This is a genomic window from Bradyrhizobium stylosanthis (assembly GCF_001641335.1).
Classification (GTDB): Bacteria; Pseudomonadota; Alphaproteobacteria; order Rhizobiales; family Xanthobacteraceae; genus Bradyrhizobium; species Bradyrhizobium stylosanthis.
Genome location: NZ_LVEM01000008.1, coordinates 165,560 through 183,066 on the forward strand (window position 1 = coordinate 165,560; position 17,507 = coordinate 183,066).

Here is a 17,507-nt window from a genome sequence, read left to right on the forward strand (position 1 = left end):
CGATATAGGCTTCAACCGTATCTTGGTGGACGAGGGTCGTGATGGCTGCGCCGGCGCCCACGCTGCTGCCGAAGCCGATGGACCCGGCGACCATCACCATGCTCATGGTGTCGCTGGCGTCGATATTGACGCTTCCGACCTGCGTCACCTGCGCGTTGCCGTCGATATAGGCGCGCGTTTGCGTCTTGAGCACCTCGACCGAGGCCGAGGCGGCCACACCAGGTCCGCTCCCGCCGATACCGGCGTTGGCCGAAACCGACAGCAAGTCCTCGTTGGAGGTTGCGACGATCGAGGTCTGGCCAGTCGTCGTCACGTGCGCGCTCTGGCCGATATAGGCGCGCGTATCCTTGCTGACGATTGACAGGTCGAGCCCGGCGCCGATACCGGTGCCGCTCACGCCGATACCGGCCGAGCCGGCAGCCGACTTGATAGTCGTCGTATCAGTGGCCGATACATCGAGGGACGCATTGTGAGAGGCGCCCTGCCCGACGGTCGCGTTGACGTCGACGAACGCCTGCGTCGTGGTGTTATAGACGTTGATGCTGGCCGATCCGGCAAGACCCGGCTTGCTGCTGCCCGCGCTGCCGCCGGCCGCCAGCGCAATCGAGGTCAGCGGGATGTTGACGCTGCTCAGCTTCGAGCTGATGTCACTGGGAAGATCGCTGAAGTCCACGTTCAGCGGGTTGACCGTGTGCTGCGAAGTGACCTTCACGGCGCCGGTGCCGTCGACCGTCGCCGCAGTGCCGCCCCCGGCCGGATCGCCAACGCTGGCGGTCGTGTGCGAACCGCCCGGGCCCGTCCCGATGACATTGATCGCGACGGCGACACCGATGCCGGCGCCGCTGCCCGAGAAGCCCGCCGATGCGGCGAGCGCCTGGGTCCGCAGGTCGTGCCGGGCCGTGATGTCGATCTCGCCGGTGCCTCCGTGCAGATGCGATCCATCGCCCGTATAGGCACGCGTTTCGGAGTCCACGACGTTGATGGCGGCAACGCCGGCGATGGCGACATCGCCACCCTTGTTGCCCGCCGCAGAGAGCGCGCGGGACGAGATGTCATTCGTATCGGGCGTCACCGCCTCGACGGTGATGCCGTTTCCGGTCACGTTGGCACCCGCGCCGATCTTCGCGGTATTCGAGATCGACACGGAATTGAGCGAGAAGGCGGCGGCAATGTTGACGCTGCCGTCCTTGTCGATCGCCGTGGCATCGCTCTTCGCCTTGGCATCGACATTGTTCAACGCGCTGACCTTCAGCAAGCCGCCTGTCGCCGTCACGACGGCGTTGTCGCCGATCGCTGCGGTGTTGCTGACTGAGACGACGTCGACTGCAACGCTCGCAGCGATGCCGACACTGCTGCCGCCCGTGCCCGATTGGCCGCTCGACTGGCTGTTGGCATCGGAACCGCTGTTCTGCGACGTATTGGTCGTGGGCGCATTGGTGCTGCTGGTGTTGCTGTTGTTCTGGAGCTGGTCGTCGGTCTTTTCGTTGCCCTTCTTGTCACTCGTGCTGCCGCCCTTGGCGCTCGCGCTGGCGACGACCGTGCTCTCGAAATCGGAGTTGGCGAGAATGGTGATCTGGCTGCCAGTAACGCCGCGATTCACGTCCGCGGTCGTGGCCCAGCCGTCGACAACGATAATCGACACACCCGCGCCGATCGCAGCCTTGCTGCCCGCGGCCGCCACCTTTGCCTCGGTCTCGTTGTAGTCCGCGCTGTGCGTGGCCTGGACCGTGACGGTTCCGCTGCCCGAGAGCGAGCCCGTACCCGTGCCGATATGCGCGACGGACTTGTCATCCAGATCGAGCGCCAATGCGACGGCCGGCGTGACTGAGATCTCGCCCTGCGATCCGCCGTCGACCTTGGTCTTGACCGTGCGGTGCGAATCCGCGGTGACCTCGACGGCCCCGAGATTGGTGCCCGTGAAGCTGGCATTGTCCGCAATCTGCGCCGTGGTGTGGCTCGACAGCAGGAGATTGAGCGCCACCGAGGCGCCCACGCCGACCTTGCCGCCCTCTGCTTCCGAATCGGCCTTGGCATCGTCGATCTCGGTGTGGATGGCCTTGATCGTGATCGGGCCTCCGTTCACCGTGACCGATCCGCCGGCCACCGACGCTTCGGTGTTGTTGTGAACGATGTTGAGGGCAAGAGCACCGGCGACGCTGACCTTGTCGTTGCCGGTCGCGCCTGAATCGGCCTCGGCGACTATCTCGTGCGTCTGGTCTCCCGACACGTTGGTCATCGTCGCTTCGATATCGAGGCCGGTTTGCGCGACAACCGTCGCCGTTCCGGTCGATGCCCGGTTCGTAATGTCGACGACGTTGATCGCAACCGCGGCGGCGATGCCCGCCGCCGAGGCGTCGGTCGCCGTGCCGTCTGCCTTGGTCTTCTTGGCGTCGGTATTTGCCGAGCTCTTCAGCGACACCCTGCCGCCGGTCGATGTGATGGCAGGCGTCCCGAGGAACAGTGCCTGCGAGGACGTGGTGAGGATGTCGATGGCGACGGCCGCCGCCACCTGGACCTTGGAGTTGCCGCTGCCGCCGGTATCCTTGTCGCCCGTGGACGCATCGGGCGTCTTGCTCTTGCCGGAGGTCTTCGTAGCGTCGCCGCCGTTGTCGCTTTGCGCGCGGCTGTTGCCCAGGGACAGCTGGTCGTCGCCTTTCTTGTTGACGTCGCCACCGCTGTCGGAGTCCTTGTCCTTCGCGCCGGCCGCGCTGGCGCTGGCCTCGGTGTCGGCCGAAGCCGATCCGGTTGCGCTGACTTCGATATCGCCGGACGCGGTGACGCTGCGCGCGATCGATGCGGTCACGGAATCATCGATGACAGCCAGCGCGAGCGAGGCGCCGATAGCCGCGGTGCCGGAACTGGCCGCATCCGCCTTGGCGTTGGTCTCCGTCACGATGGCGGTTTGCGTCGCCGTCATGGACAGCTTGCCGGTCAGCGTGAGCAGGCTGCCCGTTCCGATGAATGCCGTGGTGTTGACATTGGCAATTGTGATGGCAACGCTCGGGGACACCGCGACGCCGCCGGAAGACCCCGCCTGCGACGTGGTGGCGATGGTATCGACTGCCGTTGCCGACAGCGTGAGATCGTGGGCGGACAGCAGGCCCGCGCCGTTCGCGATCCCCGCCACCGTGGTGTCGTTGACGATGTTGAGGGCCACGGCGGCGCCGACGCCGACGTTGCCGCTGGTCTCGGACTTGCCCAGCGCCTTGGAGGTATTGCTCAGCGTCGAACTGGACGTCAGCGCAACATCCGCGCCGTGAACGTCCGCCGTGCCGGAACTGACCATCGCGCTCGCGTCGAGAGTCGCGACATTGATTGACAGCGCACCGGCAACAGAGATGCCGGAACCGCTGGCGCCCGCCGTCGCCTCCGCGTCGAGCGTGCTGGTGGGCATCTCGCCCAGCACATTAACGTGCGCGGCCGTGAGGCTCGCCGTGCCGCCGATCGAGCCCGAGCTCGTGCTGTCGACGACCTGGATCGCCACGGCAACGCCGACGGCCGTGCCTGAATTATCGCTCTTGTGCGATCCGTCGGCCGTGGTGGCCACGGTGTGCTTGCCGCTGGCGGTGACCCCGATGACGGTGCCGCCGGTGGCGATCACGGAACCGCCGATAATTGAGGCAGTGGTATCGCCGGTGACGACACCGACGGAGACACCGGCGGCGAACGGAAGATCGCCATCGCTGGTCTTCGCCTTGTCGACGGACTTGCCGTCATTGGCCTTGTTGGGATTGGGATCGGCAAGACGCTGCTTGGACTGGTTGGACGAGCTGCCGTCGTCGGAGCCGCCTCCGGTTGCAACGGAGAGCGTCGTCGCGGTACGGTCGCTGGTTGAAGAGAGCGTGACGCCGGCACCCTGCACGGTCCCGCCGGTGATGGCGGCCGACGTGTCGCCCCACAGGACGGTGACGCCGACAGCGGCCCCCGTCGCGCCCGCGCCGTTGCCGTCCGAGCCGCCCTTGTCGCCGGCTGCGGCGTCATTGACATCGACCTTGTTGTCCGCCGCGATCGTGACCGTGCCGCCGGCAACGATGCTGCCGCCGGTTACCGTGATTTTCGGATCGCTCTTGACGACGGACACCGCCACCGCCGCGTCGGACGTCGAGGCACCGCCGTCCTTGGGGGCGGTCGTCGCGACGATCTTGATGTCGGACGACGCCTTGGCATCGAAGGAGCCGCTCAGGTCGAAGCTTCCCGCAAGCTTGACCTCCGGATTGTCGATGACCGTGACGACGACGGCCTTGACCGTCGCCGAAGCGGAATTGGTATTCGCCGTGATGTCGTCCTTCACGGTCGCGTCGATGATGGCATCCTTGGCGTGGACGGCCGCGCCGGACTTCACGTCGACCAGCGCATCGCCGAAGCTGAGCACGGCGGTACCGGCCAGACCGTTGCTGAAATAGGTGTCGCCGCTCTCGACGAAGGTGGCGTCGGAATGGGCGAGCAACTGCACCGTCCCGCCGGTGGCGGTCAGGGTCGCGTCGCCAAGCGTGACTTCGCTCTTCGCGTCGGCGAGCAGCCCCTGGAACAATCCGCCAGTGCTCTTCGAATCGGCCTTCAGGGTGATGTTCGCGGCGTTGATCACCGAACCCTGGTCGATGGTGACTTTCGAGTCGGATATGACCTCGAACGTGCCGCCCGAATCGGTGACCTGCAAGCCGGACGAATCGTTCACGATGTCCGACGAGCTGTGCAGCGTGAAGTCATGCCCGCTGAAGGTGCCGCCGTTGCCGCTCAACACGACCTGGTCGTTCGCAAGGGGCAGCGGAAGCTGAATGCCGATCAGCGAGCCGATGTCGATATCCTTGCCGCCGGCGAAGTCGATGTCGATCTTGGTACCGGCGAACCTGGCGTTGAGCACCGACAGGCTGTCGGTATCGACCGTCACCTTGTCGCCGATGAAGTCGATCAGGCTGAGCTTCGAATTGCTGACGCCCAGATCGTCGCGCTTGATGTTCACGTCGAGGTCGCTGGCCGCAGTGATCTGGTGTGTTGCAGCGAGCGTCGGGGAGGCATTGCCGTCCAGTCCGGTCGCGTAGAGATTCCAGAAGGCGTTGCCGCTGCTCTCTTCGGCTTTCAGCACGAAGGTCGTCGACGTCAGCGTGCTGACGTAGTTGCTGATATCGGTCGCATTGGTGATGCCGCCGGGAACACTGCCGGGTGCACCGTAGGTCAGATCCGCAGACAACAGCAGGCGCGGCTCGATCGCCTCCAGCGTGAAGCTCTGCCGCCGCGGTTTTGCCGCCGGTTTCGCCGCGCCGCCCCAGTGGCGCCTTCTGCTGTCGCGTCCCGGAAGGATCTCGCGAATGACCTTGTCGAGCAGGGTTTCGAACGCGGAGCGCTTGTGAGCTTCCTTGTTCCAGCGCCAGGCTATACCCATCGGAATGCCCCATCAAAAAATGGACCGAACGGCGTGCAGCAAATTGACGTACGCGAAGACGCTCAAGCACAGACGCGCTTGAGAAGAAGGATTAGCGATGTCTACCGGGGAGAACCTGACCGTCTGTGCCTTCAACAGCACGCGGCAGGAGATGAGCTAAATGCAAAACGTCTAAGGTGCTAAAATCTTTTTTCATTGCAGCGCCTCCTTCGAACGTCGAGTTGGCGACTTAATCGAATTTACGCGGAGTTTAATTCCGCTTAACTACAAAAGTATGACACGACGGTAGCCGCACCACAAGCGCTTTACCGCCGGCATTTACTCGCGCAACTGACGTGGATTGGAGTGCTTACTTCCGGTTGCATTCCGAAGTTTCGATCAAATCAGGCTTCGCGCAGACAAGGCACATCTGATCAAATGCTTAGCGAATCGCGACATCAAAACCGAGCGTCGGCCGCACTCGCAAGTTGTAAAACCTTGGCGCGAGAATAACGCACCTGTTATCGCGTTTTGCCACCAGGAACTAAACATTTAATCTGAGTTTATCAACGCACGACTCGCGCGATGACGCGTTCGGCGGGGGAAATTCACGATCAAGGGCACGACCCGAACACCGGAAGTACCCAAGTATTTCGCTGAAAGATCATTCAAGTCGGGCGTTGCCTCGGCAGCTTGCTCCGCAGCGCTCCGTGAGCGGACCTTACGAAGAAGCCTTTGCAGGACAGCGCGAGGCGCTTCGATGCAACACGAGTGACGCGGCGGTTGCAGCCTCTATCGATCTCGCGGGTTCGGCACAAACGGCCTGTGGTAGCGGCGGATCGTCAGATATCGAGCACTCGGTGCTCGACGCACGGATGGCGCGAGGCTCCTCGCGACGATTGAAGAAGGGAGCCCGGTTCAACCAAACGGCTCCCGCATCCTCTAGTTTTCGCGATCGCGGGCCGAAGAGATCCGGACGGAAAAGCCCTTTGCTTCGATGGCGCGGATCAGCTCCTCGAGGTTCATGTCGTCGGGCCGCCGCGAAAGCTGATCCAGAGGCCCCTGGTCCTGGCTGCTCACGACGTGGACACCGTTCTCGAGAAACTCGGAGCTGACGTTAAGCACCCTTGCCACAGCCTTTATGGTGGCGGGCTTGGGCACCCTGCCGCGCTTTTCCCAATGCCAGATGGCGGGCGGCGTGACGTCAATCCGCCTCGCCAGCTCCGTGATCGTCATCGACTGCTCTTCACGCAGCTGTTTCAAGCGCGATCCGAAGCTGGCGACCGTCTTGTTCTTGGTCTTAGACACCTGAAATTCCATTTCTATATGTGAGAATCGGCCTTAACTACCATAAGTGAGCGAGATTACGGTTGCGTTCGATTTCAAGTCAATCATCGCCCCTTCAATTCCGCGTTCGAAACCGGTGCAGCCCGTCGCAATCCCATGCAGTCGGTCAGCCTGACTGCCCCCTTGGGCCGCCGTCCCGCAGGTATGCAAGGCCCGAGCCAGAGCTGCAGAACATAGACTATCGCACAGCATCACGAGTTGTTCCTAACTCATTATATCAACGCCCGCGTGACCAGCCCGACCTGGCGGAGGACGGCCGCTCTGCCGAGCGAAAGGGGCGATGCCAGCCGATTCCGGCCCTGTAAAGCTTCAACGCTGTTAAGTAAACAGGCAAACGGGTTTTTGCCGCTCGTTCAACCGATTGATCGGTGCTGGCTTCAATGTCACTATGCGGCCGGGACAAGCATGTTAAGGGTTTGGCCGGACGGGCTTTTCTTCGCCGCGGCGCTCGACCCGGCAGCGGGGATTGCGTGATTGATCGGTTGGGTTTTTTACGTTGGCGGCGGCCCGGGTTATTGCTCACCGGTGCGCTTTTTGCGTTTGCGGCCCCTTGCGCCGCCCAGACGCCCGGGACCCCACCGGCAGCGGAGCAGAGAGCGGAGGCTCCGAAGCGCATCGAGCATCGCCTGCCGCTGATCGACATCCTCGCGCACATGTCCGGTAAGTGCACCGTCCTGAAGATCGCGGGGCGCAGCTACGCCTGCAAGGCGGTTGCCTACGCCCACAGCGAAGCCGGACGCGTCAGCTTCGCAGTCGCCCTCGAGGATCCCGCGGACGACGGCCACGTCGTGTCCTTCTCCGGGGAGAAGGGAAAGCGTTTCGACGACAATTCCTACGAGCTTCCGGTCGATCGGATGCTCCTGAATTCCAAGCACCGGCCGAAGGTCCATGGGCTGCCGGTGCCCGCGGAGGAAGCCTCGACCGGCATCTGCCGGCAGTTCGGCAATTTTGCCGCGCGCCGGGTCTCCAGCGTCAACTGCACCGCGACGGACTCCCGGGGACAGAGCTACGAACTGCAGTTCGTGTCGGACGGCTCCCCCATCGGGGTTCGACGCGTCAGGCAGTCGGCCGCTTCGATCGACGACCCGTTCAAATAGTCTTGCAAATAGTCCTGCAAATAGCCCGGCAAATAGTCCTGAAGCGACGCAGGCAGTTTTTCGCGCCGCCCTCGCGAACCAGACCTGCCCGCCGCCATGGCGGGCGTGTTCAGTAACAATTCGGCGAGTTGCCCCCGAGCCGGGCACATGCGTCCGAATTGGACGCCCGCCACTGAACGACGGCCAATGGGCTGGCCCCCTGCCCCTCCGACGGCGCCGCTCTCAGCCTCTCGGCCTCTTCCGCCAGGATGGCCTTGTGCGTCTTCGCAATCCGGTCATTTCGTTCGAGCAGCGAGACGTTGCCGGCCGCGACCTGGGCAGCGAGCGCCTTGCGCAACATATTCTCGCGGTCGAGCAGCTCCGGAAACCGCAGGCCCGGCCGAACCGAGAGCTCGGTTGCCTTCACGATGCAATCGGCGCGCGGCACCGCCTGCGCGATCTGATCGGGAAATCCGTTGCGGCAATCCGCGAGCGCGTCGGCCAGATTGACGGACGACTCCTCAGCCTCGCTCTGAAGCGCAAGTCGCGTTCCTCCGCAGCCCGCAAGCAGGCTGAACAGGAGCGCAACAACGGCATTACGCATCGTAAAGCCGTCATTACCGCGTCGGCGCCGCGGGTTGACGGCTGCCTCACCGCCATCCGCGCGAGCACGCTCGAACGGGCCCATGCGTCCTATTTCTGGCGGAAGGAGTGATTGAACGACATGATCAACGGACCAACCAGATATTCAAATGCCGTGCGCTGGACGGTCGGGATCATGACGGTCGCCGGCATTCCCGGATAGAGCTTGATGTTCGGCATGGCCGCGAGCTCGTCCTGATCGATCCGGACGAAGGCCGTGTAGTACGGATTGTTGGTCTTGGGGTCGACCAGGCGATCTGCCGAAATCTGGATGACGTCGCCGTGAATGATCGGCACGATCCGTTGCTTGTAGGCCGTCAGGTGAACTTCCGCACGCGTGTTGGGATGCACGTCGCTGATGTCCTCGACCGCCACCTGCGCTTCGATCGTCAGCCCGTCCTGCTCGGGTACGATGTCCAGGATCTTGTCACCGCGCTGGATGACACCGCCGACGGAAAAGACGTTGAGGCCGACCACCTGGCCGCTGTAGGGAGCACGGATCTCCATGCGTCCGAGCACGGCCTTGGCGTTCATGGCTTTCGGGATGACCTCCAGGATCTTCGCCTGGGTGTCCCTGAGGTCCTTGGTCACATCGGTCATCCGATCATTGTCGAGCTGCGCCACTTGCTGCTCTTGCTCGGCAATCGCCTGGCGCGCCTTGGCAATGTTGGCGTTGCTATCCGCGATCTGGCCTTCGAGGCCGTAGGCGGTCCGCTCCAGCTGCAGAATGCGCGGCCGCGCGATCAGGCCGCGCTCGACCAGAGGCGCGATATCCTTTGCCTCGCTGTGAACGGAATTGATCTGATCGGTGAATGATTTCACTTGCGCCTGGGAGCCGACGATCTGCGAGCCGAGCTGATTGATCTTCTCGCGGATGACGCTGCGCTGTCCCTCCAGCGCGGCCCGGCGGCTCTCGAACTGGCTGACCTGCCCGTTCCAGACGCTCTTGAGATAGGGGTCTTCGGACCGCGCCTTCAGATCCGACGGCATCACGAGCTCGGAGCCGTGATCGAGCTCGGTCAGGAGACGGACCTCCGTCGCACGAAGCACGACCCATTGCTGTGTCAGAACTTCGTATTCGGCGCGCGCCTGGGTTTCGTCGAGCACGATCAGCAGGTCGCCGAAACGGACCCTGTCGCCCTCCCTCACCCGCAGCTCCTTCACGATGCCGCCGTCGAGGTGCTGCACGCTCTTGCGATTGCCTTCCACCTTGACGACCGCGTTCGCCACCACGGCGCCGTTGAGCGGCGCGGTCAGAGCCCACGCACCGATCCCGCCGAAGAACACGGCGACAATCGCCCAGCCGGCGAAAGCAATCCGCTTGATCGAGTCGCTCGGCGCGCCCGCGGAACGACCGGACTGGCCACCAGCGGCTGCGAGATTCCTGGGTGTCCCATCGAGAACGGTCATTGCGCGAACCTAACTGCCGGAGCCTTGGACGGCATGCATGGGCACGGGACGGGTCAGCCGTGCCATGATCTCGGCCCGCGGCCCGAACATTTCGGCGACGCCGTCCCTGAGCACGAGAATCTTGTCGACGACGCCGATGGTCGCCGGCCGATGCGAGACGATGACGACCGTTGCTCCGCGCTTCTTCAATTGCACGACGCAGTCTGCCAGCGCGACATCGCCCTCGGCGTCAAGGTTCGAGCTGGGCTCGTCGAGCACGACCAGGCTCGGGCCGCCATAGACGGCGCGCGCGAGGCCAATCCGCTGACGGAAGCCGCCGGACAGAATGGCACCGCCTTCTCCGACCTGGGTGTCGTATCCTCCGGGAAGCCTCAGGATCATCTCGTGCACGCCGGCGAGTTGGGCGGCAAGAATGACCTCGCCGTCGCTCCCCTCGTCGAAGCGGCCGATATTGGCGGCAATCGTGTCCGAGAACAGCTCGATATCCTGCGGCAGGTAGCCGACATGGTCGCCGATCGCCCGCTTGACCCAGGTCGAGACGTCGGCCCCGTCCAGTCGCACGGCGCCGGCAGAAGGCGTCAGCACGCCCACGAGCTGGCGCGACAGGGTCGACTTGCCGGCGCCGGATGGTCCGATGACGCCGAGCACCTCCCCGGCCTCCACCGCAAAGGTCACGCCTCGCAGTATCGGCTTGGCGCTCCCTTGCGGAACGAAGGTGAGCGCTTCGACCGCAACCCGCCCCTTGGGCTTGGGCAGCGTGAGGCCGGCCTCGAGCAGAGGATGCGCCGTCAGCAGTTCGCGAATGCGCAGGAATGCAGCCCGTGCCGATACGAGGCCCCGCCAGGATCCCACGATCTGCTCGACCGGCTGCAGCGCGCGGCCGAGCAGAATGCTGGCCGCAAACATCGATCCGACGGTCGTGACCCGCTCGATCACGAGGTAAGCGCCGAGCCCCAGAATGAGCGATTGCATCGCGAGGCGCAGGAAGCGGATCAGGCTCTGGATCGCGGCGGCGCGGTCGCTCGCTGCGACCTGGCGCTCGAGCATCCGGTCGCGATCGCGGCTCCAGCGCCGCAGCAGACCGCCGGTCATGCCCATCGCGCGCACGACCTCGGTGTTGCGCAGGCTCATTTCCGTAAAGCTGTAGCTGCGCGCGGCGGCTTCGTTCGATTCCGTGAGCGGCAGCTTGACCAGCCACTCGCTCAGGAGTGCCATCAGCACCAGGATGACCGAACAGCCCAGCGCGAAGGCTCCCAGGAACGGATGCAACGCGAAGATCACCGCGATGTAGATCGGGGCCCAGGGCAGATCGAAGATGGCGTGGATGCCCGTCCCGGTGACGAACTGGCGAAACGTATCGAAATCGCGGAGCGCCTGGCTGCGGGCGCCGCCCGCGCCGGCCGAACGATCGATGATCGCCGTCATCACCCGCGAGGCGATCTTCCGGTCAAGACGGACGCTGGCGCGGGTCAGTACTCTGCCACGAACCGCGTCCAGCCCTGCAAGCGCCATGAACGCCAGCAGCAGCGCGATCGTGAGCATCAGCAGCGTGATCTCGCTCGCGCTGGAGATCACGCGGTCATAAACCTGCAGCATGTAGAGCGGGCCGGCGAGGTACAGCAGGTTAATGGCGAGGCTGAAGACGCCCGCCGTCACGAAATAGCCCTGGCATGTCTGCAGCAGGCGCCGGAGTTCATCCGGCCTTCTGAAAGGCGCACTCACACAATTCGGCGGGACGCCCGCCCCTCTAATGAAAAAGCCCGCCCGAGCGACAACGCCCTGGCCGAATTAAAAAGCCTGCCGACAGTCGTTACAATTCTCGTCAAATCGAGAACGATGATTAGCACAATCCCCGGACGCAGCGAAATCAATCCTCGCCGAAAAGGTAAAGGCCCCCGTAGAGCTACGGATTTTCTCCGAGTTAACGGATTTATCTCGCATGAAACGTACTTAAATCCGCCCAGGCGCGGGCGGCGTCGAGATGTACGCGGACGCACGGCCGGGCACGGGTTCGCGCTCTCGCGGCGCAACATGCCCGAGCTTGACCTGGGAACTGCCCTTTCCGCAAGTAAGGGCGCAGGGAAGGCCGGGCGCCCGCCGGCACCCGCAGCCCCGTGTGCAAGGACATGCGCACGGGTGGGTCACAGGTGAAGCCGACACTCGGCCTTCCCTGCGCGGATGGTTTTAACGGTTTCCTTCGCGCTCTCCCCGGGGAGACGAGCTCTATTGCCCCCGTCACCTGGCGGATATCGAGCGCTCGCGCCGGTTGACGCGAAACGCACCCGCCAAGCTTGGCGCCAGACTTCGGGCACCAGGACCACACGACTTCTCCGTCCGCGCACATCTTCACTGGATTCCCCGCGGCTGGCGTGCGCGCACCGCAAGGACCATGTGAAGACGCTTTCGGCGCCGTGTCGCTGCGCGCGCCATTGCCGCTCACGGAAGCATTCCCGCCCTGCGACCCTGCCCGCGCCGACGCCGTCGCGTCCACCGCATCCCGGCCCCCGTCTCGTGACGATCGCGATACGCCCCTGTTGATGGGCCAGGATGGCAACGTCTATAGCCCTCTTCGCGATTTCTGTCAATCCGAATATTTGGAAATTACGAATACGGCTCCGGCAGCCGGACCGCCTTGTCGCCCGCGCGCCGGTCAGGATCGCCGGAAGGACATCGGACCCGGCGCGGCGAGATCATGTGCGCGGAGAAACGACGCTCCGCCCCGGAACGGCATCATCGCCATCGCCGGCGGGACGATTTCACCACCCCCGTAAACGGGCGACATAAACGAACATCAAAAATTTATGCACGATTAAATCGATGCGGAAAATTGGAGTGCACCCGTCAGGGCTTTGGAACCACTGATCTCCGTTTAACGACCGAATTTACTCGCCTTTAATTCGCGACGCCGTCCGATCCCCGCAGCAACGCGCGACGTAACGCGCGTTTTCTTCCGTCGCACATGCAAGGAGATTCGATGGCGAAGCGGGGCGCGAATGATCAGCACGGGAATTTCTCCGAAGCGAACGCAAATGCCGTGGAATGGGAATTCGCCGGACTGAACATCGCTTCGGCAGCCACATCGGGGAATCCGGCGCTTCATGCGGATCAGTCGAGCCACATGGATGGAGGGTTCGACGCATTTGCTGCTGGAGGCAAAAAGACCAGCGGCAGCGGCGGAAGCACAAGCACCAGCGGAAGCACAGGCACCGGCGGAGGCGGAGGCGGAACGACAACCGGGGGCAGCACGGGCGGAGGTACGACAGTTACGACGGCTGACGTCTATCCCACGATCCCGATCGCGTGGAAGGCTCTCAATCCGCCTGTCGGAGACAGCGGCACGCCGACGGACAGCCTCTATCTGAAGCAATGGAATCTGTTCAATGCCAAGGCGGGCATTGATGTTCTCAAGACCTGGGAAAACTATACCGGCAAGGGCGTCAAGATCGGGATTGTGGACGACGGCGTGGACTACAACCACTCCGACATCAAACCGAATTATCTGTTCAACCTCGACTACGACGCAGTTACAGGCGGCAGCGATCCCTTTGGCGATCCGACGACCGAATTTCACGGCACGTCTGTGCTCGGTGTCATCGGTGCGGCACGAGACGGATCCGGCACCGTCGGCGTGGCCTACAATGCGGGGCTGGCGGATTTCCGTATAAGCTATTCGGCCGGCTCGCCCGGCCAGCTCGCGGATGCGCTCAATCACCTCGTGACGAACGGCATGGATGTCGGCAATGCAAGCTGGGGATACACGACCGCATTCCAGGACAACTTCTTCAGCTCGGCTTTCAGCTCTTCGAAAGCGGCACTCCTGAACGACGTTGCCAATGGTCGTGGCGGTCTCGGTATCCCGGTCGTGTTCGCCGCAGGCAATGGCCGTGCGAGCGGCGACAACGTCAACTATCACAACTATCAGAACGACCCCTACGTCATCACGGTCGGCGCAACGGGCGCTGCGGGTGTCGTAGCCTCGTACAGCACCCCGGGCGCGGCGCTTCTCGTTTCGGCACCGGGAACGAGCATCCAGACGGATGATCGTGCCGGAACCTATGGGTATACGACCAACGACTACGCCCTGATGTCCGGCACTTCGTTTGCCGCGCCGACGGTGACGGGCATCATTGCACTGATGCTGCAGGCCAATCCCGACCTCGGCTATCGCGATATCATGGAAATCCTGGCCTACTCGGCGAAGAACACCGATACCGCCAGCACCGGCTGGCAAACCAACGGCGCGCATGACTGGAACGGCGGCGGCCTGCATTTTTCGAACGACTACGGCTTCGGCCTGGTCGACGCGACCGCGGCGGTCCGTCTTGCCGAAAGCTGGATGAAGCAGTCCACCTATGCGGATATGTCGATCCAGACGGTGAACCATACCGACAACGCCAAGATACCCGATGGCACCGGAAGCCTGAGCAGCACGATCACGCTCAACTCGTCCGAGATTGTCGACAAGGTCGTGGTGGATCTCAACATCACCCACGCCAATGCGAGTGACCTCACCGTCACCCTCACCTCCGCAAGCGGAACGACCGCCACGCTGATTTCCCACCCTTCGAACGGCACCGGCGGCGGCATCGTTTTCGAAACCACGGCAAACACCTTCTGGGGCGAAGATGCCAAGGGAAGCTGGACCCTGACTGTCACCGACAGCGTCAGCGGAAATACCGGCACACTGAACGGCTGGTCCCTTCAGGTCCTGGGCGATGCGCCGAACACGCCGACGAGCTACATCTACACCGATGAGTTTGCGACGGCGGCGGGAGCCAGCCGGGCACTGCTCCACGACACGAGCGGCACGGCCGTGCTCAACACCGCAGCTGTCACGACCGGCTCCTACCTCGACCTGCATTCGGGAGCGACCGACACAATCGCCGGCCGGCAACTCCAGATCGCTGCAGACACCGTCATCAAGTTCGTCTGGGCCGGCGACGGCAACGACACCATCATCGCCAACGATTTCGGCGATACGATCCAGGCGGGCCGTGGCAATGACACGATCGTGGCCGGTCGCGGCGCTGACGTCCTTTATGGCGGCCCGGGCAGCGACACCTTCGTGTTCAAATTCCTTGCTTCATCCGTTGATGTCGTCCGCGACTTTACCGCCGGCCAGGACGTCATCGACCTGAATCAGGCTTTGAGTTCCGCAGGCTATAGCGGCGCAAATCCCATCGCGGACGGATGGTTGAGCCTCGTTTCCGATGGAAACGGAGGAACCAACATCGTTGTCGATGCCCACAATGGACAGGCATCGGTAACGGTTGCCGACGTGGTCGGCGTCGCGTCGACCCTGCTCCACACGGGAACGGCATGGACGCTTGTTGCGTAGGGCTGACGGGCATTGCATCCAGGCAAACGAAATGGGCCTTGGCTTGCGCCAAGGCCCACCTCGCGCCGGTTCAACGCGGTGTTTCGGTTAGACCAGGTTCTGCTCGTGGAGCGTCAGCCAGAAATTGTCCATCGCATTGGTATGGACGTTCTCCAGAGTCCCGTTGTCATTCCAGGCCACGGCGTTGCCGTCCTGAGAGACCACCAGCTGGTTCTGATTGAACCACATCAGGGCATTCTTGATGTCCTCGCCGTTGATGCCGGTCACTCCATTGATCGTCTGATCGCCCCCCCACGTCTTGGTGCCTGCTCCCAGGTAGAACTGGTTGCCGCTGGTACCCCACTCGCCGCCGGTCAACACGCCGGCCTTGGACACCGTACCCTGGCCAGATAGCGTACCGTCGGCAAGCACGCCGCCGGATGCCTTGAGCCAATCCACCGCCTCGGTGATCAGATTGTGCGGCTCGAGGTTGCCGGTGCCGTACTTGTTGAAGCCGTTGTTGATATCCAGCTGAGTGGCGATCGCCTGGGCCAGCATGATGGTGCGAGAATCGCCCAAGGTTGCGCCCGCCTCGATCGCTTGCGCAGCCTTCAGATCGACGAGCAAGGTGTGCCCAACCTCGGTTCCATCGGCCACGCCATTGTGGTTGAGGTCGCCGAGCAGCAGATAGCCATCGGTCCTCGGATTGGCTTCGGCGGGCACGTCGTTCGCGCTCGTCGTCTTACCCAACCCTGTCTTGCCGTCCCACGCCTCGGTATGGTTGGACCAGTATCCCTGGGTCAACTCGGCCGCCGGCTTGAACTGGAAGTTGGCGAAGTCCATGCCGGTCGTCTGATCGTGGCCCGACGTTCCCACGATGCTGTAACCACCGATGCCGGCGGTCTGAACGTAGCCGCTGGGCACCACCTCATAGACCTTGTCCCCGGCATAGGTGTAGTCGAGGTCGGTGAAGGAATAGTGGCCATTGGCGTCGGTTGTCGTCCAACGATCTCCTTCGCCTGCATCCCACTTGCCGTTGGAGTTGAGATCGGTCCAATTCAGGACACCGTTGTTGTTCAGATCGATGAAGATCTTGATGCCGGGGAGACCCGTGTCGTCATTCGTTATGCCGTCTCCGGTAAGGTCCTTGTACTTCGTTCCGGAAATATCAAACAGCACGAAGTTGGTGAAGTCGTTGTGCGCGTCGGTGCCGCCGCTGCCCGGGTTGTCGACGGTCTGCACCAGCGTGCCGGTCTGCTTGGAGTCGCCGGGAACGACTTCGTAGATGCTCTTGCCGACGTCAGCCAGCGTCAGTCCGCCGATCGACCAGTTGCCGCTGGCATCCGTCGTCGTAAAGCGATGATCGCCAGCCGTGAATCCGGCGACACCGTCGTCTTCGATGTAGATGGTCACCGGAGCATGCGACCACGGAGTATCGTCATTGGTCTTGCCGTTGCCGGTCAGGTCCTCATACTTCGTTCCGCTGATCGAGTAGTTCARGAAGTTTGTGAAGTCGTTGCCGGTGTCGGTYCCGCCGCTGCCGGGGTTGTCGACGGTCTGCACCAGCGTGCCCGTCTGTTCGGACCCGGAAGGAACCACCTCGTAGATCTTCTTGCCGACGTCAGCCAGCGTCAGTCCGCCGATCGACCARTTGCCGCTGGCATCCGTCGTCGTAAAGCGATGATCGCCGGCCGTGAAGCCGGCGACACCGTCGTCTTCGATGTAGATRGTSACCGGCGCATGCGACCAAGGGGKGTCGTCAYTGGTCTTGCCGTTGCCGGTCAGGTCCTCATACTTCGTTCCGCTGATCGAGTAGTTCARGAAGTTTGTGAAGTCGTTGCCGGTGTCGGTTCCGCCRCTGCCGGGGTTGTCGACGGTCTGCACCAGCGTGCCCGTCTGTTCGGACCCGGAAGGAACGACCTCGTAGATYTTCTTGCCGACGTCRGCCAGCGTCAGGCCGCTGATCKWCCAGTTRCCGCTGGCATCSGTCGTCGYRAAGCGATGATCRCCAGCCGTGAAGCCGGCAACGCCATCGTCTTCGATGTAGATGGTCACCGRCGCATGCGACCACGGGGTGTCGTCGTTGGTCTTGCCGTTGCCGGTCAAGTCCTCATACTTCGTTCCGCTGATCGAGTAGTTCAGGAAGTTTGTGAAGTCGTTGCCGGTGTCGGTTCCGCCACCGCCCGGGTTGTCGACGGTCTGCACCAGCGTGCCTGTCTGCTCGGACCCACCAGGAACGACCTCGTAGATTTTCTTGCCGACGTCAGCCAGCGTCAGGCCGCTGATCTTCCAGTTGCCGCTGGCATCGGTCGTCGTGAAGCGATGATCACCAGCCGTGAAGCCGGCGACACCATCG

The 17,507-nt window shown here is 63.1% G+C and carries 8 protein-coding genes (1 of these 8 cut by a window edge); 2 read left to right on the top strand and 6 right to left on the bottom strand.

The window, feature by feature from the left end; all coding sequences use genetic code 11:
- Together A7X65_RS38485 and A7X65_RS38490 are read right to left on the bottom strand one after the other, a co-directional pair.
- Nucleotides 1-5,380: the start of an LEPR-XLL domain-containing protein gene (locus tag A7X65_RS38485; RefSeq protein WP_063694617.1), read on the bottom strand. The gene continues 22,859 nt to the left of window position 1, outside the view; the window shows 5,380 of its 28,239 coding nt (coding positions 1-5,380); its start codon is at nt 5,378-5,380; its stop codon lies off the left edge, out of view.
- Between the two features lie 921 nt (nt 5,381-6,301).
- Complete coding sequence (locus A7X65_RS38490) at nt 6,302-6,667, bottom strand: helix-turn-helix domain-containing protein (RefSeq protein ID WP_167358339.1); 366 nt, start codon at nt 6,665-6,667, stop codon at nt 6,302-6,304.
- A gap of 521 nt (nt 6,668-7,188) precedes the next feature.
- On the opposite strand from A7X65_RS38490, the gene A7X65_RS38495 reads away from it, so the two are divergent.
- The gene (locus A7X65_RS38495) at nt 7,189-7,803 is read left to right on the top strand and encodes a hypothetical protein (protein ID WP_063694619.1); all 615 of its coding nucleotides are present in this window, start codon (nt 7,189-7,191) and stop codon (nt 7,801-7,803) included.
- 109 nt (nt 7,804-7,912) lie between these two features.
- Here the strand turns inward: A7X65_RS38495 and A7X65_RS38500 are convergent, their stop codons facing one another.
- The 3 genes from A7X65_RS38500 to A7X65_RS38510 are packed head-to-tail and all read right to left on the bottom strand — an operon-like array spanning nt 7,913 to nt 11,556.
- A complete protein-coding gene (locus tag A7X65_RS38500; RefSeq protein ID WP_156528441.1) occupies nt 7,913-8,470 on the bottom strand; it encodes a hypothetical protein in 558 nt (185 codons plus the stop codon).
- 5 nt (nt 8,471-8,475) lie between these two features.
- Entirely contained in the window at nt 8,476-9,834 is a 1,359-nt protein-coding gene (locus tag A7X65_RS38505; protein WP_063694621.1) for an HlyD family type I secretion periplasmic adaptor subunit, read from the bottom strand.
- Between the two features lie 9 nt (nt 9,835-9,843).
- On the bottom strand, nt 9,844-11,556 hold the full coding sequence (locus tag A7X65_RS38510) for a type I secretion system permease/ATPase (protein WP_063694622.1): 1,713 nt from the start codon (nt 11,554-11,556) through the stop codon (nt 9,844-9,846).
- Nucleotides 11,557-12,808: 1,252 nt separating this feature from the next.
- Between A7X65_RS38510 and A7X65_RS38515 the strand changes: the two genes are divergently transcribed.
- Nucleotides 12,809-15,172 (top strand): S8 family serine peptidase, encoded by a 2,364-nt coding sequence (locus A7X65_RS38515; RefSeq protein ID WP_063694623.1) that lies wholly within the window; start codon nt 12,809-12,811, stop codon nt 15,170-15,172.
- 87 nt (nt 15,173-15,259) lie between these two features.
- On the opposite strand, the gene A7X65_RS42980 is transcribed toward A7X65_RS38515, so the two are convergent.
- Nucleotides 15,260-17,507 (bottom strand): hypothetical protein (locus A7X65_RS42980; protein WP_167358340.1); only part of this gene is annotated, 2,248 nt, incomplete at its 5' end.